The sequence below is a fragment of the Janthinobacterium sp. SUN033 genome, assembly GCF_030397595.1.
Classification (GTDB): Bacteria; Pseudomonadota; Gammaproteobacteria; order Burkholderiales; family Burkholderiaceae_D; genus Janthinobacterium; species Janthinobacterium kumbetense.
The window spans coordinates 166,342-183,467 of sequence record NZ_JAPQNV010000008.1 but is presented as its reverse complement, the minus strand read 5'-3'; the positions used below and the strand labels follow the sequence as shown (position 1 = coordinate 183,467).

General features: G+C 62.4%; 15 protein-coding genes. All 15 read left to right on the top strand.

The features are described from left to right. Nucleotides 1–17 precede the first annotated feature (17 nt). The 15 genes from OX460_RS27555 (at nucleotide 18) to OX460_RS27485 (ending at nucleotide 17,098) form a co-directional block, all read left to right on the top strand. On the top strand, nucleotides 18–4,718 hold the full coding sequence (locus OX460_RS27555) for a glutamate synthase-related protein (RefSeq protein WP_289900552.1): 4,701 nt from the start codon (nucleotides 18–20) through the stop codon (nucleotides 4,716–4,718). A gap of 79 nt (nucleotides 4,719–4,797) precedes the next feature. Next, a complete protein-coding gene (locus OX460_RS27550) occupies nucleotides 4,798–6,261 on the top strand; it encodes a glutamate synthase subunit beta (RefSeq protein WP_070257787.1) in 1,464 nt (487 codons plus the stop codon). Nucleotides 6,262–6,523: 262 nt separating this feature from the next. Next, entirely contained in the window at nucleotides 6,524–7,333 is an 810-nt protein-coding gene (locus OX460_RS27545) for an ABC transporter ATP-binding protein (RefSeq protein ID WP_034753922.1), read from the top strand. Next, nucleotides 7,330–8,112 (top strand): lipid asymmetry maintenance ABC transporter permease subunit MlaE, encoded by a 783-nt coding sequence (gene mlaE, locus OX460_RS27540; protein ID WP_034780952.1) that lies wholly within the window; start codon nucleotides 7,330–7,332, stop codon nucleotides 8,110–8,112. Before OX460_RS27545 ends, mlaE begins: the two co-directional genes overlap by 4 nt. Before the next feature lie 80 nt (nucleotides 8,113–8,192). After that, on the top strand, nucleotides 8,193–8,663 hold the full coding sequence (gene mlaD / locus OX460_RS27535; RefSeq protein WP_070346035.1) for an outer membrane lipid asymmetry maintenance protein MlaD: 471 nt from the start codon (nucleotides 8,193–8,195) through the stop codon (nucleotides 8,661–8,663). Beyond that, nucleotides 8,660–9,544, top strand: a complete 885-nt coding sequence (locus OX460_RS27530; RefSeq protein WP_099666075.1) for a VacJ family lipoprotein — start codon at nucleotides 8,660–8,662, stop codon at nucleotides 9,542–9,544. Before mlaD ends, OX460_RS27530 begins: the two co-directional genes overlap by 4 nt. A gap of 72 nt (nucleotides 9,545–9,616) precedes the next feature. Next, entirely contained in the window at nucleotides 9,617–10,252 is a 636-nt protein-coding gene (locus OX460_RS27525) for an ABC transporter substrate-binding protein (protein WP_099666076.1), read from the top strand. Nucleotides 10,253–10,304: 52 nt separating this feature from the next. Beyond that, nucleotides 10,305–10,652, top strand: coding sequence for an STAS domain-containing protein (locus OX460_RS27520; RefSeq protein WP_077398229.1), 348 nt, complete (start codon nucleotides 10,305–10,307; stop codon nucleotides 10,650–10,652). Between the two features lie 210 nt (nucleotides 10,653–10,862). After that, nucleotides 10,863–11,780, top strand: a complete 918-nt coding sequence (locus tag OX460_RS27515; RefSeq protein ID WP_289900551.1) for an ABC transporter ATP-binding protein — start codon at nucleotides 10,863–10,865, stop codon at nucleotides 11,778–11,780. Beyond that, a complete protein-coding gene (locus OX460_RS27510; RefSeq protein ID WP_251351539.1) occupies nucleotides 11,777–12,538 on the top strand; it encodes an ABC transporter permease in 762 nt (253 codons plus the stop codon). Before OX460_RS27515 ends, OX460_RS27510 begins: the two co-directional genes overlap by 4 nt. Before the next feature lie 70 nt (nucleotides 12,539–12,608). Continuing rightward, complete coding sequence (locus OX460_RS27505) at nucleotides 12,609–12,845, top strand: BolA family protein (RefSeq protein ID WP_010402134.1); 237 nt, start codon at nucleotides 12,609–12,611, stop codon at nucleotides 12,843–12,845. A 4-nt stretch (nucleotides 12,846–12,849) separates the two neighbouring features. Then, nucleotides 12,850–14,100: a UDP-N-acetylglucosamine 1-carboxyvinyltransferase gene (murA, locus tag OX460_RS27500; RefSeq protein WP_077398227.1), complete on the top strand. Its 1,251-nt coding sequence runs from the start codon at nucleotides 12,850–12,852 to the stop codon at nucleotides 14,098–14,100. Nucleotides 14,101–14,112: 12 nt separating this feature from the next. After that, nucleotides 14,113–14,781: an ATP phosphoribosyltransferase gene (gene hisG, locus OX460_RS27495; RefSeq protein WP_077398226.1), complete on the top strand. Its 669-nt coding sequence runs from the start codon at nucleotides 14,113–14,115 to the stop codon at nucleotides 14,779–14,781. Nucleotides 14,782–14,807: 26 nt separating this feature from the next. Next, nucleotides 14,808–16,133, top strand: a complete 1,326-nt coding sequence (gene hisD / locus OX460_RS27490) for a histidinol dehydrogenase (RefSeq protein ID WP_099666079.1) — start codon at nucleotides 14,808–14,810, stop codon at nucleotides 16,131–16,133. A 5-nt stretch (nucleotides 16,134–16,138) separates the two neighbouring features. After that, a complete protein-coding gene (locus OX460_RS27485) occupies nucleotides 16,139–17,098 on the top strand; it encodes a site-specific DNA-methyltransferase (protein ID WP_099668311.1) in 960 nt (319 codons plus the stop codon). The last annotated feature ends 28 nt before the right edge of the window (nucleotides 17,099–17,126 follow it).

The window sequence follows — 17,126 nt, the reverse complement described above, 5'->3', positions numbered from 1 at the left end:
ATGCAGCGGAGAAGCCCATGAAAGCGCAAGGCCTGTACGACCCAGCCAATGAACACGATGCCTGCGGCGTCGGTTTCGTCGCCCATATCAAGGGCAACAAGACCCATTCGATCGTCGAACAGGGTTTGCTGATTCTGAAAAACCTCGATCACCGGGGCGCCGTGGGCGCCGATGCGCTGATGGGTGATGGCGCCGGCATCCTGATCCAGATTCCCGACCAGTACTACCGCGAAGAAATGGCCAAGCAGGGCGTGGAATTGCCGCCGCCTGGCGAATACGGCGTGGGCATGGTCTTCCTGCCGAAGGAACACGCATCGCGCATCGCGTGCGAGCAGGAAATCGAACGGGCCGTGCGCATCGAGGGACAAGTCGTGCTGGGCTGGCGCAACGTGCCCATCGATACGGACATGCCGATGTCGCCCACCGTGCGCGCCAAGGAACCGGTGATTCGCCAGATTTTCATCGGCCGTGGCCCGGACATCATGGTCACCGACGCGCTCGAGCGCAAACTGTATGTGATCCGCAAATCGTCGGGCCACGCCATCCAGGCATTGAAACTACTGCACGGCAAGGAATTCTTCGTGCCGTCGATGTCGGCCCGTACCATCGTCTATAAAGGCCTGCTGCTGGCCGACCAGGTGGGCGTGTACTACAAGGACTTGCAGGATGCGCGCTGCATCTCGGCCCTGGCCCTGGTGCACCAGCGTTTCTCGACGAATACCTTCCCCGAATGGCCGCTGGCCCACCCGTACCGTCTGATCGCCCATAACGGCGAGATCAACACGGTGAAAGGCAACTTCAACTGGATGCGCGCGCGCGAAGGCGTGATGAAGTCGGCCGTGCTGGGCGACGACCTGCAAAAACTGTTCCCGCTGATCTATGAAGGCCAGTCCGACACGGCGTGCTTCGACAATGCGCTGGAACTGCTGCTGATGGCCGGCTATCCGATCGCCCAGGCGATGATGATGATGATTCCGGAAGCGTGGGAAAACCACACGACCATGGATGACAACCGCCGCGCCTTCTATGAATACCACGCGGCCATGATGGAACCGTGGGACGGCCCCGCCGCCATGGCGTTCACGGACGGCCGCCACATCGGCGGCACCCTGGACCGCAACGGCTTGCGCCCGGCCCGCTACATCGTCACGGACGACGACCTGGTGGTGATGGCGTCGGAATCGGGCGTGCTGCCGATTCCCGAGTCGAAGATCATCCAGAAATGGCGCTTGCAGCCTGGCAAGATGTTCCTGATCGACCTGGAAGCGGGCCGCATCATCGACGACCAGGAACTGAAAAACACCTACGCCAACGCCAAGCCGTATAAAGCGTGGATCAACTCGGTGCGCATCAAGCTCGACGAGATCAAGCTGGCCGAAGGACAGGCGAAACAGGACCGCGCCCAGGGCGAAAAAGAGCAGCCATCGCTGCTGGACCGTCAGCAGGCGTTCGGCTACACGCAGGAAGACTTGAAATTCCTCATGGCGCCCATGGCCGTGGCCGGCGAAGAGGCGACGGGCTCGATGGGCAATGACTCGCCGCTGGCCGTCATGTCGAACAAATTGAAGCCGCTGTATAACTACTTCAAGCAACTGTTCGCGCAAGTGACGAATCCGCCGATCGACCCGATCCGCGAAGCGATGGTGATGTCGCTCGTGTCCTTCATCGGCCCGAAACCGAACTTGCTCGATACCAACAACGTCAATCCGCCGATGCGCCTGGAAGTGGCGCAGCCCGTGCTGGGCTTTGACGACATGGCCCGCTTGCGCAACATCAGCGCCCACACGGGCGGCAAGTTCAAGTCGTACGAACTGGACATTTGCTATCCGCTGGCCTGGGGCAAGGAAGGCGTGGAAGCGTGCCTGGCCTCGCTGTGCGCGGAAGCCGTCGACGCCGTGAAATCCGGCCACAACATCCTGATCGTCTCGGACCGCGCCATTTGCGCCGACCAGGTGGCGATCCCCGCGCTGCTGGCCACCTCCACCGTGCACCAGCACCTGGTGAGCAAGGGCTTGCGCGCGTCCACCGGCCTCGTCGTGGAAACGGGCTCGGCCCGCGAAACCCACCACTTCGCCTTGCTCGCCGGCTACGGCGCGGAAGCCGTCCACCCGTATCTGGCCATGGAAACCCTGGTCGAGATGGCGCACGGCTTGCCGGGCGACTTGTCGGGCGACAAAGCCATCTACAACTACACCAAGGCAGTGGGCAAAGGCTTGATGAAAGTCATGTCGAAGATGGGCATTTCCACGTATATGTCGTACTGCGGCGCGCAAATCTTCGAAGCCATCGGCTTGAACAAGTCGCTGGTGGACAAATACTTCAAGGGCACGGCCTCGAACGTGGAAGGCATTGGCGTGTTTGAAGTGGCCGAAGAAGCGCTGCGCCTGCACGCGCTGGCCTTCGGCAACGATCCCGTGCTGGTGGACAAGCTCGACGCGGGCGGCGAATACGCATTCCGCGTGCGTGGCGAAGACCACATGTGGACGCCGGATGCGATTGCGAAATTGCAGCATTCCACGCGCAGCAACAATTTCTCCAGCTATAAAGAGTATGCGCAAATCATCAACGACCAGAGCCGTCGCCACCTGACCCTGCGCGGCTTGTTCGAATTCAAGCTCGACCCGACCAAGGCGATCCCGCTCGATGAAGTGGAACCGGCCAAGGAAATCGTCAAGCGCTTCGCCACGGGCGCCATGTCGCTCGGTTCCATCAGCACGGAAGCGCACGCGACCCTGGCCGTGGCCATGAACCGCATCGGCGGCAAGTCGAACACGGGCGAAGGCGGCGAAGATCCGAACCGCTACACGCAGGAATTGAAGGGCATCCCCATCCGCCAGGGCGACACCATGGCGTCCGTCGTGGGCGCCGAGCAGATCGTCGTCGATATTCCGCTGCAGGAAGGCGATTCCATGCGTTCGCGCATCAAGCAGGTGGCGTCGGGACGTTTCGGCGTCACGGCGGCCTACCTGAACTCGGCCGACCAGATCCAGATCAAGATGGCGCAGGGCGCGAAACCGGGCGAAGGCGGCCAGTTGCCTGGCCATAAGGTGTCCGAATACATCGCCAGCCTGCGCTTTTCCGTGCCGGGCGTGGGCTTGATTTCGCCGCCGCCGCACCACGACATCTATTCGATCGAAGACCTGGCGCAGCTGATCCATGACTTGAAGAACGCCAATCCGCGCGCCTCGATCTCCGTGAAGCTGGTGTCGGAAGTGGGTATCGGCACGGTGGCTGCCGGCGTCACGAAGGCGAAAGCCGACCACGTGGTCGTCGCCGGCCACGACGGCGGCACGGGCGCTTCGCCTCTGTCGTCCGTGAAACATGCGGGCACGCCGTGGGAGCTGGGTCTGGCAGAAACGCAACAAACGCTGGTCTTGAACGGCTTGCGCAGCCGCATCCGCGTGCAAGCCGACGGCCAGATGAAGACGGGCCGCGACGTGGTCATCGCCGCCCTGCTGGGGGCCGACGAGATCGGTTTCGCCACGGCGCCGCTGGTGGTCGAAGGCTGCATCATGATGCGCAAATGCCACTTGAACACGTGCCCGGTGGGCGTGGCCACGCAAGATCCGGTGCTGCGCGCCAAGTTCTCGGGCAAGCCCGAGTATGTCGTCAATTACTTCTTCTTCGTTGCCGAGGAAGCCCGTCAATTGATGGCGCAGCTGGGCATCCGCACGTATGACGAGCTGATCGGCCGCGTGGACTTGCTGGACAAATCCAAGGCGATTTCGCACTGGAAGGCGCAGGGGCTGGACTTCTCGTCCATCTTCTACAAGCCGGAAACCCCGGATGGCCAGGCCTGTCGCCACGTGGAGTTCCAGGACCATGCACTGGAAAAGGCGCTGGACCACAAGCTGATCGCGCAAGCGCGCGCGGCGCTGGAAAAGGGCGAGCGCGTCTCCTTCATCTCGCCCGTGCGCAACCTGAACCGCACGGTGGGCACCATGCTGTCCGGCGAAGTGGCGAAGAAATACGGCCATGCCGGCTTGCCGGACGACACCATCCACATCCAGCTGCAAGGCACGGCGGGCCAGTCGGCCTGCGCCTTCCTGGCGCACGGCATCACCATCGACCTGGTGGGCGAGGGCAACGATTACGTGGGTAAAGGTTTATCCGGCGGGCGCATCATCGTGCGGCCGAATACGGAATTCCGTGGCTGGGCCGTGGACAACATCATCATCGGCAATACGGTGCTGTACGGCGCCATTGCCGGCGAAGCCTTCTTCAATGGCGTGGCGGGCGAACGCTTTGCCGTGCGCAACTCGGGCGCCACCACGGTGGTCGAGGGCCTGGGCGACCATGGCTGCGAATACATGACGGGCGGCACGGTGGTGGTCCTGGGCAACACGGGACGCAACTTCGCGGCCGGCATGTCGGGCGGCATCGCCTATGTGTATGACCCGGCGGGCGATTTTGCCAGCAAGTGCAACACGGCCATGGTCAGCCTGGACAAGGTCGTCTCCGCGGCGGAGCAGCATCTGGACCGCGACGCCTGGCATACGCAGCACCGCGACGGCGTGCCGGAAGCGGATGAAGTCATCCTCAAGCGCCTGATCGAGCGTCACTTCAAGCACACGGGCAGCACCCGCGCCCGCGTCTTGCTGGACGACTGGGCCGCGGCGCGCGGCAAGTTCGTGAAAGTCTTCCCGAACGAATACAAGCGTGCGCTGATTGAAATGGCTGCCGATGCCGCCATGGAAGTCCAAGCCGTCGCCGCCTGAGCCAGCCAAGATCAATCGCATAGAGCAATGACAGGGAGCGGCCCGGCCGCTCCCAGCCAGCAAATACAAAGGAAACATCGTGGGTAAAATTACCGGCTTCATGGAATTCAAGCGCCAGGACGAACACTATCTGGAGCCTGCCGCGCGTCTGAAGAACTACAAGGAATTCGTGCTGCACCTGTCGGACGCGCAAGCGACCGTGCAAGGCGCGCGCTGCATGGATTGCGGCATTCCCTTCTGCACCACGGGTTGTCCCGTGAATAACATCATTCCCGACTGGAATGACCTGGTGTACCGCGGCGCTTACCGCGAAGCGCTCGACATCTTGCATTCGACCAACAACTTCCCGGAATTTACGGGCCGCATCTGCCCGGCGCCGTGCGAATCGGCCTGCACCCTGGGCATCCATGAAGATCCGGTCGGCATCAAGTCGATCGAGCACAAGATCATCGACATGGGCTGGGAGCACGGCTGGGTCACGCCGCAGCCTGCAGGCTTCAGTACCGGCAAGAAAGTGGCCATCGTCGGTTCCGGCCCTGCGGGCCTGGCGGCGGCGCAGCAGCTGGCGCGCGCCGGTCACGCCGTCACCGTGTTCGAGAAGAGCGACCGGGTCGGTGGTTTGTTGCGCTATGGCATCCCCGACTTCAAGATGGAAAAGTCGCACATCGACTTGCGCGTGAAACAGATGGAAGCCGAAGGCGTGGTGTTCCGTACCAGCGTACTGGTGGGCAAGGATTTCCCTGCCCACGTGAACAACTGGGCCAAGGAAACCATTTTCCCGGAAGACCTGGAAAAAGAATTCGACGCCGTCATCATGGCCGGCGGCGCCGAGCAGCCGCGCGACTTGCCCGTGCCGGGCCGCGAGCTGAAGGGCGTGCATTTCGCCATGGATTTCCTGCCGCTGCAAAACAAGGTCAACGCGGGCGACAAGCTCAAGGACCAGATCAAGGCCACGGGCAAGCACGTGGTGGTGATCGGCGGCGGCGACACGGGTTCCGACTGCGTCGGCACCTCGAACCGCCATGGCGCCGCCTCGGTGGCCCAGTTCGAACTGATGCCGCAGCCGCCGGAGCAGGAAAACAAGCCGCTGGTCTGGCCGTACTGGCCGACCAAGCTGCGCACCTCGTCTTCGCACGAGGAAGGCTGCGAGCGCGACTGGGCCGTGGCCACCAAGCGTTTCGAAGGCAAGGGCGGCAAGGTGGAAAAGCTGATCGCCTGCCGTGTCGAATGGAAAGACGGCAAGATGAGCGAAGTGCCGAACTCGGAATTCGAGATGAAGGCGGACCTGGTCTTCCTGGCCATGGGTTTTGTTTCCCCTGTACAACAGGTGCTGGAAGCGTTCGGCGTCGACACGGATGCGCGCGGCAATGTCAAGGCGACAACAGACGGCGCCGGCTGCTACCAGACCTCGGTGGCCAAGGTGTTTGCCGCCGGCGACATGCGCCGTGGCCAGTCGCTGGTGGTGTGGGCCATCCGCGAAGGGCGCCAGTGCGCGCGCGCCGTCGATGAGTTCCTGATGGGGGCTTCCCTGCTGCCGCGCTAAAATTAACGAGCAATTGGTCGTTTTTTTGCCAGGGCCACGGCGCGGAATGCGGCGTGGCCCTTGTTATTTTTACTTGTCAAGTCAACAGCTGTGAACATCGCCGGACAGGGACGCGATGTGCGGACCAAATTTCCACTACAATATCTGACTTTCGATTCATTAGTGTTGTATTCTTCCCCTTTACGGGGCTGTCCCGAGGGGTGTCTCAGCAGAGGTTGGCGTTTCTGCACTACAATACGCCATTAAAATAGTGAGCTTCGTCGTGCCAAATCTTGTTGAGATCCGTGATTTACACTTTGCCTATGGAGAACGTTCGATTTTATCGGGCCTTCAAATGGATTTCCCACGTGGAAAAGTTGTGGCCGTCATGGGTGGCTCCGGCAGTGGCAAGACGACCGTATTGCGCCTGATCGGCGGGCAGCTGCGTCCCAGTTCCGGTTCCGTGAATGTCGACGGCCAGATCGTGCATACGCTGGGGACCGATGAGCTGTATCAGCTGCGCCGCAAGATGGGCATGCTGTTCCAGCACGGCGCGTTGTTTACGGACTTGACGGCGTTCGAGAACGTGGCGTTCCCCCTGCGCGAACACACGGATTTGAATGAAGAGCTGATCCGCACCCTGGTGCTGATGAAGCTGCACGCCGTGGGACTGCGCAATGCGGCGCAACTGAAGCCGGCCGAGATCTCGGGCGGCATGGGCCGCCGCGTCGCGCTGGCGCGCGCCATCGCGCTCGACCCCGAACTGATCATGTACGACGAGCCGTTCGCCGGCCTGGACCCGATTTCCATGGGCGTGACGGCGAATTTGATCCGCAATCTGAACGATGCGCTGGGCTCCACGTCTATCCTGGTATCGCACGATGTGAAGGAGTGTTTCGCCATCGCTGATTATGTCTATTTTCTGTCATCGGGCAAGATTGTGGCGCACGGCACGCCGGCCGAGATGGCCGTGTCGACGCATCCGTACGTCAAGCAGTTCGTCAATGCCGAGGCCGATGGCCCCGTACCGTTCCATTACCCGGGCAAGTCGCTGGCCGACGACCTGGGCTTGCAGGCGGGGGGCGGCCGATGATCGCGCGTTTCCTGGCGGCGATCGGAGCATGGTTGCGCAATTCGGTACAAGACCTCGGCTTTGCCGTGCGCTCGTTTTTCATCATCATCGCCTCGTCGGGCGGCCTGTGGCGCCGTCCGCGCCTGGTGATTGAGCAACTGTTCTTTATCGGTAACCGCTCCTTGGTGATTACCGCCGTCTCCGGCCTGTTTGTCGGCATGGTGCTGGGTTTGCAAGGCTATTACACGCTGACTACGTATGGCGCCGAGCAGTCGCTGGGCTTGCTGGTGGCGCTGTCGCTGACGCGCGAACTGGGCCCCGTCGTCACGGCGCTGCTGTTTGCCGGCCGCGCCGGCACCTCGCTGACGGCGGAAATCGGCCTGATGAAGGCGGGCGAGCAATTGTCGGCCATGGAAATGATGGCCGTGAACCCGATCCAGCGCGTGCTGGCGCCCCGTTTCTGGGCCGGCGTGATCGCCATGCCTATCCTGGGCGCCATCTTCACGGCCGTCGGCATCATCGGCAGCTACCTGGTCGGCGTGGTGCTGATCGGCGTCGATGAAGGCTCGTTCTGGTCGCAGATGCAGGGCGGCGTGGATGTCTGGAAAGAAGTGGGCAATGGCACCATCAAGAGCCTGGTGTTCGGTATTGCGGTGACCTTCATCGCGCTGTTCCAGGGGTACCAGGCACAGCCGACGCCGGAAGACGTGTCCGGCGCCACCACGCGCACGGTGGTCATTTCATCGTTGATGGTGTGGTGGCTCGATTTCATGATGACGGCGTTGATGTTTAGCAAGTAATTGCCAATCAGCGACAAAACAGCGGGCCTGGGCAAGATGTTGCGCAGGCGGCAGCAAGTAAAAATTATTTAGGATTGTTTATGCAACGTAAATCTTTGGATGTCTGGGTCGGCTTGTTCGTCTTGCTGGGTGTGGCGGCATTGATGTTTCTGGCGCTCAAGGCCGGCAATATGAGCTCGCTGTCTTTCAGCAAGACGTATACCATTAGTGCCAAGTTCGACAATATTGGCGGCCTCAAGCCGCAGGCGCCCGTCAAGGGCGCTGGCGTGGTGGTGGGGCGCGTGGCGGAGATCCGCTTTGACGACAAGACGTATCAGGCGCTGGTGAAACTCGACATCGAAGATGGCTACAAATTTCCGAAAGACAGCTCGGCCAAGATTTTGACGGCCGGTTTGCTGGGTGAGCAATATATCGGCCTGGAAGCAGGCGGCGATCTGGCGAACCTGGCGGAGGGCGACAAGATTGCCCGTACTCAATCGGCCACAGTGCTGGAAGACCTGATCAATCAGTTCATCTACAGCAAGGCAGCGGAAGGAAAGGACAGCAAATGAGCGAGTCGACCAAACAATCCCAAGGCAGCCTGGCGCGTATCGGCCTGGCCCTGGCCATCGCCGCCAGCGTGAGCGCTTGCGCCACCGGCACCAATCCGCGCGACCCGCTCGAGGGTTACAACCGCGCCATGTTCAAGTTCAACGACACCGTCGACCAGGTGGCCCTGAAACCGGTCGCCACGGCTTACAAGACCGTCACGCCATCGTTCGTGCAAACGGGCGTGGGCAATTTCTTCGGCAACTTGTCCGATGTGTGGAGCGCCGTGAACAACTTGCTGCAAGGCAAGGGTGAGGCGGGCTTGCAAGACGTCGTGCGCGTCAGCATGAACTCGACCTTCGGCATCTTCGGCCTGATCGACATCGCGTCGCAGGCGGGCATTCCGAAGCATAACGAAGACTTTGGCCAGACCCTGGGCTGGTATGGCGTCCAGCCTGGTCCGTACGTGATGCTGCCGCTGCTGGGCCCATCGACCGTGCGCGACACGGTGGCCCTGCCGCTCGATATCACGGGCGACCCATGGCGCTACAAGGAGCCTGTCTCGGTGCGCAATATCGGCACGGTGACGCGCGTCGTCGACAAGCGCGCCGCGCTGCTCGACGCGACCAACCTGATGGAAGCGGCCGCACTGGACCGTTATGAATTCATCCGCGACGGCTTCCTGCAGGCGCGCGAAAGCAAGGTTTTCGATGGCGATACGGACCGCCGCGACCGCAAAGTGCCAAAAAACGACACCAGCGATTACGAGCCGGCCTATGAGGCGCAACCGCAGCCTGTCCCAGCGGAAACGCCGCCTGCGACGGCCGCGGCCGATGTGGCGCCGGCGGACCTCGTAACATCTGGTAGCAATACCGTGGCTTCCCAGGCTAGGCCTCAGGAGTAAACTGCGGTCAAGAAACACCACGGCTGCGATCGACGCCAGCCGGTGCATAGCAACACCATGAAAGGTAGAACCATGAAATTGATGAAACAACTGCTGGCGATGGCCACCATCGCCTTTGCCACCGCCGCCCAGGCCGCTCCCGCCGTGGAAGCGCCGGACGTCTTGGTCAAACGCATCAGCCAGGACGTGATCGAGACGGCCAAGAACGACAAGGCCATCCAGGCTGGCGATATCAAGCGCGTCACCGAATTGGTGGAAAGCAAGATCCTGCCGTACGTGGATTTCCAGCGCATGACGGCCCTGGCCGCCGGCCGCTTCTGGCGCGACGCCACGCCGGACCAGCAAAAGCAGCTGTCCAGCGAATTCCGTACCCTGCTGATCTACACGTATTCGGGCGCCCTGTCGCAGATCAAGAACGAAACCGTGGAATTCAAGCCGCTGCGCGCCGACCCGGCCGACACGGAAGTGGAAGTGCGCTCGCAGGTGAACGTGGCGCGCGGCGAACCCGTGCCCCTGAACTACCGCGTGGCGAAAACCCCATCCGGCTGGAAGATCTATGACATCAACGTGCTGGGCGCGTGGCTGGTGGAAACGTACAAAAGCAGCTTCGCCAGCGAGATCAGCAAGGGCGGCATCGATGGCCTGATCAAGACCTTGCAGGCAAAAAACAAGGCCCTGGCCAGCCGTCCCGCTGCCAAAGCCAAATAATCGGCTATCATATAGCTCCTGACCCAGCTCCAGACCAGCGCAGCCCGACGCCATGCCCGACTCTCTCGACACCTTGCAGTCCCTGACTTCCCTGACCGTGCACAATGCCACTTCGGCATTGGAGCAGGGTCTGGACGCCATCCGCTCGGGTCAGACGAAGTTTGACTTGCGCAACGTCAAAGCCGTCGATTCGGCCGCCGTCTCCGTCATGCTGACGTGGCAGCGCGCCGCGCAGGATGCCGGCGGCGTGCTGGAGCTGAAAAACCTGCCGGACAACCTGAAAAACCTCACCAAGCTGTATGGCGTCTGCTCGCTCGTTTCGAGCACGTTGACGACCGACGACTGCGCCAGCGCCGGCGGCCACGCCGAACGCAGCCCGTCCGACCTGCATCATCATTGATCCTGTCCCACTCCCCGCATCAGCAGTAGGTTTCAAGCCGGCAGGCCAGCAGCGCCGTCGGATTGATCTCCAAGTGTTCCACGAAGTTTCCAACTATAATTGACTGTTGCGCCACCCTCTGCGGAAGGGGCGCCCTGCACCGGCCAGCCGGCCTGCATTGCACCGGCAACTGGCGCATCACACCAGACGCATTACACTTGAAACAAGCACATGACCGCAATTCAAATAACGAATGTAGAAAAGAGCTATAAATCGCTCAAGGCGCTGGGCGGCGTGTCGCTGGCCATCGAGGAAGGCGAGTTTTTCGGCCTGCTCGGCCCGAATGGCGCCGGCAAGACCACCCTCATTTCCATCATCGCCGGCCTGATACGCCCCGACGCGGGCACCGTCAAGATCCATGGCCACGACGTGGTCACGGACTTCCGCAATGCGCGCCGCAACCTGGGCGTGGTGCCGCAGGAACTGGTATTTGACCCGTTTTTCACGGTGCGTGAAACCCTGCGCCTGCAGTCCGGCTATTTCGGCTTGCCGAACAACGACAAGTGGATCGACGAGGTCATGGAAAACCTCGACCTGACCGGCAAGGCCGATACGAACATGCGCGCCCTGTCCGGCGGCATGAAGCGCCGCGTGCTCGTGGCCCAGGCGCTGGTGCACAAGCCGCCCGTCATCGTGCTCGATGAGCCGACGGCCGGCGTCGACGTGGAACTGCGCCAGACCCTGTGGAAGTTCATCTCGCGCCTGAACCGCGAAGGCGGCCACACGGTCGTGCTGACCACGCACTACCTGGAAGAGGCGCAAGCCATGTGCCAGCGCGTGGCCATGCTGAAGACGGGCAAGGTGGTGGCGCTCGACACCATGTCGGCCCTGATCCGCCGCATCGCCGGCTCGCAGCTGCAGGTCCACCTCAAGAATGGCAGCCTGCCGGCCGACCTGCAGCACCTGGTGCTGCACCCGGAAGAACAACAGGCGCCGAACAAGTTCAGCCTGCGCGTCAACGAATACAGCGAAGTCGAAAAAATCCTCGCCCGCCTGCGCGAGGCGGGCGCCGAGATCGATGAAATGCAATTGCAACAAGCCGACCTGGAAGATATCTTCTTGCAGATCATGGATAAAGGTACCGTATGATTTCGACAGGATTTCGCACCCTCGTCTACAAAGAGACGCTGCGCTTCTGGAAAGTGGCGACGCAAACCGTGGCCGCGCCCGTGCTCACGTCGATGCTGTACCTGCTGGTGTTCGGCCATGTGCTCGACGGCCGCGTGGAGCCGAGCCCCGGCGTCAGCTACACGGCCTTTTTGATTCCCGGCCTGGTGATGATGAGCGTGCTGCAAAACGCGTTCGCCAATTCCTCGTCCTCGCTGATCCAGTCGAAGATCACGGGCAACCTGGTGTTCGTGCTGCTCACGCCTTTGTCGCACTGGGAAATCTTCTCGGCGTATGTACTCGCTTCCGTCGCGCGCGGCCTGGCCGTGGGCTTTGGCGTGTTTGCCATCACGTGCTGGTTCGCCGACCTGTCGTTTGTCGCGCCGCTGTGGATCGTCGTCTTCGCCTTTTTGGGCGCCGCCATGCTGGGCACCATGGGCTTGATCGCCGGCATCTGGGCCGAGAAATTCGACCAGCTGGCCGCCTTCCAGAACTTCCTGATCATGCCGGCCACCTTCTTGTCGGGCGTGTTCTATTCGATCCACTCGCTGCCGCCGTTCTGGCAGACGGTATCGCATCTGAACCCCTTCTTTTACATGATCGACGGTTTCCGCTACGGCTTCTTCGGCGTGTCCGACGTCAGCCCGTGGCTTAGCGTGTCCATCGTCGCCGGCTTTCTCGTGATCCTGGCGCTGGCGTCGATCCGCCTGCTGAAGAGCGGCTATCGTTTGCGACATTGATTACGACACTCATTGCGCCGTTGATTGCGGCACATCACATCACTACATTATTCAATATCAAGGACTTATCGTGACCACCACTCCAGAACTGATCCACGGCTATCTGTCGGCCGGCCTCGAATGCACGCACCTCGAAGTGGAGGGCGATGGCCAGCACTTCCAGGCCGTGATCGTTTCGCCCGCGTTTGCCGGCAAACGCCTGATCGCCCGCCACCAGATCGTCTACGCGGCGCTGGGCGACCGCATGCGCGAAGAAATCCACGCGCTGTCGATGAAAACCCTGACACCTGAAGAATTCCAAGGATAAGCACATGGACAAGCTCCTCATCAACGGCGGCAACCGCCTGAACGGCGACATCGCCATCTCCGGCGCGAAAAACGCCGCCCTGCCCATCCTGTGCGCCGGTCTGCTGACCGCGGGCGACCTGGACCTGACGAACGTGCCGCACCTGCACGACGTGGCCACCATGTTGAAGCTGCTGGGCCAGACGGGCCTGAAAGTGCAGCAGGACGGCGACCGCGTGGTTCTCAACGGCAGCGCCATCGACACCCTGGAAGCGCCGTATGAACTGGTGAAAACCATGCGCGCCTCGATCCTCGTGCTGGGCCCCTTGCTGGCGCGCTTCGGCGAAGCCAAGGTCTCGCTGCCGGGCGGCTGCGCCATCGGTTCGCGCCCCGTCGATCAGCACATCAAGGGTCTGGAAGCGCTGGGCGCCGAGATCCGCATCGAAGCGGGCTACATCTACGCCAAGTGCGCCAAGCTGAAAGGCGCGCGCATCGTCACCGACATGATCACCGTCACCGGCACCGAGAACCTGCTGATGGCCGCGACCCTGGCCGAAGGCGAGACCATCCTGGAAAACGCCGCCTGCGAACCGGAAGTGACCGACCTGGCGCACCTGCTGGTGGCCATGGGCGCGAAGATCGACGGCATCGGCACCAGCCGCCTGGTGATCCAGGGCGTCGATGCCCTGCACGGCGCCTCGCACGCGGTGATCGCCGACCGTATCGAAACGGGCACCTTCCTGTGCGCCGTGGCGGCCACCGGCGGCGATATCACCCTGCGCAACGTGCGCACCGATATCCTCGACGCGGCGCTCGACAAGCTGCGCGCCATGGGCCTGACGATGACCTTCGGCGCCGACTGGATCCGCGCCGAGATGTCGGCCCGTCCGAACCCCGTCAGCTTCCGCACCACGGAGTACCCGGGCTTCCCGACCGACATGCAGGCGCAGTTCATGGCCGTCAACACCATCGCGAATGGCGCCAGCCGCGTCACCGAGACGATTTTCGAGAACCGCTTCATGCACGTGCAGGAAATGAACCGCCTGGGCGCCGACATCACCATCGAGGGCAACACGGCCATCATCGCCGGCGTCAAGCAGCTGCGCGGCGCGCCCGTGATGGCGACCGACCTGCGCGCCTCGGCGTCGCTGGTGATCGCGGCCCTGGCCGCCGATGGCGAAACCCTGATCGACCGCATCTATCACCTCGACCGCGGCTACGACCGCATGGAAGTGAAATTGTCGGCCGTCGGCGCGAACATCGTACGCATTAAATAACAAGGAACGAGCATGAACGGATCGAACACGGGCGACAATTCGCAGCTGATACTGGCGCTCTCGAAAGGCCGCATTTTTGAGGACACCATGCCGCTGCTGGAAGCGGCCGGCATCAAGGTACTGGAAAACCCGGAGACCTCGCGCAAGCTGATTTTGGCCACCAACGATCCGAACGTGCGCGTCATCATCGTGCGCGCCAGCGATGTGCCGACCTACGTGCAGTACGGCGCGGCCGATTTCGGCGTGGCGGGCAAGGACGTCCTGCTCGAGCACGGCGGCGAAGGCCTGTACCAGCCGATCGACCTGAATATCGCCTCTTGCCGCATGTCGGTGGCGGTGCAGGCCGGTTTTGACTACGAAAAGGCCGTGCACCAGGGCGCGCGCCTGCGCGTGGCCACCAAGTTCGTGCACACGGCGCGCGAGCATTTCGCCGCCAAGGGCGTGCACGTCGACCTGATCAAGCTGTATGGCTCGATGGAGCTGGCGCCCCTGGTCGGCCTGTCGGACGCCATCGTCGACCTGGTCAGCACGGGCAGCACTTTGCGCGCGAACAACCTCGTCGAGGTCGAGCACATCATGGAAATTTCGTCGCGCCTGGTGGTCAACCAGGCTGCGCTCAAGCTCAAGCGCGAGCGCTTGCAGCCGATCATCGAGGCGTTTGAACGCGCTTCGCAAGCCTAGATACCTTCAGTAGCAGAAAGCCGATTATGCCGATACAGATACGCAAGCTCGATTCAAGCCAGGACGGTTTCCAACAATCGCTCGATACGCTGCTGGCGTTCGAGGCGGGCACCGATGCAGCGATTGAAACGTCGGTCGCAAAAATCCTGGCCGATGTGAAAACGCGCGGCGATGCCGCCGTACTGGAATACACCAACCGTTTCGACCGCATCCCGCATGGCGGCGCGGCGGAAATGGCGGCGTTTGATATTTCGCAAGCCGAATTGCAGGCAGCCTTGAACGGCTTGCCGTCGGCCCAGCGCGAGGCGCTGCAGATCGCCGCGCAGCGCATCCGCGCCTTCCACGAACGCCAGCGTGAGGAATTGCGCGGCTTTACCTACACCGAGCCCGATGGCACGGTGCTGGGTCAGAAGATCACGCCGCTGGACCGGGTCGGCATCTACGTCCCGGGCGGCAAGGCCGCCTACCCGTCGTCCGTGCTGATGAACGCCATTCCCGCGCACGTGGCGGGCGTGGGCGAAATCATCATGGTCGTGCCGACGCCCGATGGCGTGAAAAACCAGATGGTGCTGGCCGCCGCCGCGATTGCCGGCGTGACGCGCGTGATCACCATCGGCGGCGCACAAGCCGTCGGCGCGCTGGCCTACGGCACGCAGACGATTGCCGCCGTGGACAAGATCGTCGGTCCCGGCAACGCCTACGTGGCTGCCGCCAAGCGCCGCGTGTTCGGCATCGTCGGCATCGACATGATCGCCGGACCGTCGGAAATCCTCGTGCTGTGCGACGGCACGACGGACCCCGACTGGGTCGCGATGGACCTGTTTTCGCAGGCCGAGCACGACGAGCTGGCGCAAGCGATTCTGCTGTGCCCCGACGCCGATTACATCGCGCAAGTCGAGGAGAGCATCGCCAAGCTGCTGCCGACGATGCCGCGCCAGGCCACCATCAGCACGTCGCTGGCCGACCGCGGAGCGCTGATCAAGGTGCGCAGCATGGCAGAAGCGTGCGAGATCGCCAACAGCATCGCCGCGGAACACCTGGAAATCTCGGCGGAAAACCCGCAGCAGTGGGCTGAGCAGATCCGCCACGCGGGCGCCATGTTCCTGGGCCGCTTTTCGTCCGAATCGCTGGGCGACTATTGCTGCGGCCCCAATCACGTGCTGCCGACCTCGCGCACGGCGCGCTTTTCGTCGCCGCTGGGCGTGTACGACTTCCAGAAGCGCTCGTCCATCATTCACGTCAGTGAAGCGGGTGCGCAAACCCTGGGCCGTGTCGCCGCTACCCTGGCGTATGGCGAAGGCTTGCAGGCGCACGCGCGCAGCGCCGAACTGCGTCTGAAGCCGCAGCCATGACGAATATGGCGGAGCAGCCGGACTGGGTCAACCGGGTCTATTGCGAAGATGCGCTGGCGGGGCTGGCGCGCATTCCCGATGGCTCGGTGGACCTGATCCTGACGGATCCGCCGTACAACCTGGGCAAGGATTACGGCAATGCCTCGGACCAGCAGTCGGTGGCCGACTACCTGCGCTGGACGGAGCAGTGGATCGATGCGGCGCTGCCCAAGCTGAAAGCTAACGGCAGCCTGTATATCTTCCTCACCTGGCGCTATTCGCCGGAGATCTTCGTCATGCTGAAACAGCGCATGGCGATGATGAATGAAATCATCTGGGACCGCCGCGTGCCGTCCATGGGCGGCAGCGTGCGCAGCTTTTCATCGGTGCACGACACCATCGGCTTCTTCGTCAAGCGCAAGGATTACTACTTCGACCTTGACGCGGTGCGCATCGCCTACGACGCGGCCACCAAGAAAGCCCGTTCGCGCTCGATCTTCATCGGCGCCAAATGGCTGGAAGTGGGCTACAACCCGAAAGACTTGTGGAGCGTGTCGCGCCTGCACAAGGAACACCCGGAACGGGCCGACCACCCGACGCAAAAGCCGCTCGAAATCATCGAGCGCATGCTCAAGGCGTCGTGCCCGCCCGGCGGCGTGGTGCTCGACCTGTTCATGGGCAGCGGCACCACGGCCCTGGCAGCGAAGCGCTGCGGGCGCGATTTCGTCGGCTTTGAGTTGAATCCCGATTACTGCGCCATCATCGAACAGCGATTGGCGGCGCTGGCACAGGAGCTGGCCGAACCGGCCGCGCCGCAGGCGGAAAAGAAGAAGGCGCCGGCCAAGCGCCGCGCCGCCGCCGCCGTGCCCAAGGCCGCCAAGGCGGCCAGTAAAAAACCGGCTGCCGTGAAAAAACCGCCCGCCGCGAAAAAAGCGCCGGCCCGCAAGGCGCGCAGCGCCGCCGTGCCGGAAGACGTCGTCATTTAGTCTCCATTTAATTCCATCAGGAGTGTTT

Bases quoted from the DNA above. Each gene is read 5' to 3' on its own strand.
- OX460_RS27555 (WP_289900552.1), top strand. From the start codon at position 18: ATGAAAGCGCAAGGCCTGTACGACCCAGCCAATGAACACGATGCCTGC.
- mlaE (WP_034780952.1), top strand. From the start codon at position 7,330: ATGATCGCGCGTTTCCTGGCGGCGATCGGAGCATGGTTGCGCAATTCG.
- mlaD (WP_070346035.1), top strand. From the start codon at position 8,193: ATGCAACGTAAATCTTTGGATGTCTGGGTCGGCTTGTTCGTCTTGCTG.
- OX460_RS27530 (WP_099666075.1), top strand. From the start codon at position 8,660: ATGAGCGAGTCGACCAAACAATCCCAAGGCAGCCTGGCGCGTATCGGC.
- OX460_RS27525 (WP_099666076.1), top strand. From the start codon at position 9,617: ATGAAATTGATGAAACAACTGCTGGCGATGGCCACCATCGCCTTTGCC.
- OX460_RS27520 (WP_077398229.1), top strand. From the start codon at position 10,305: ATGCCCGACTCTCTCGACACCTTGCAGTCCCTGACTTCCCTGACCGTG.
- OX460_RS27515 (WP_289900551.1), top strand. From the start codon at position 10,863: ATGACCGCAATTCAAATAACGAATGTAGAAAAGAGCTATAAATCGCTC.
- OX460_RS27510 (WP_251351539.1), top strand. From the start codon at position 11,777: ATGATTTCGACAGGATTTCGCACCCTCGTCTACAAAGAGACGCTGCGC.
- murA (WP_077398227.1), top strand. From the start codon at position 12,850: ATGGACAAGCTCCTCATCAACGGCGGCAACCGCCTGAACGGCGACATC.
- hisG (WP_077398226.1), top strand. From the start codon at position 14,113: ATGAACGGATCGAACACGGGCGACAATTCGCAGCTGATACTGGCGCTC.
- hisD (WP_099666079.1), top strand. From the start codon at position 14,808: ATGCCGATACAGATACGCAAGCTCGATTCAAGCCAGGACGGTTTCCAA.
- OX460_RS27485 (WP_099668311.1), top strand. From the start codon at position 16,139: ATGGCGGAGCAGCCGGACTGGGTCAACCGGGTCTATTGCGAAGATGCG.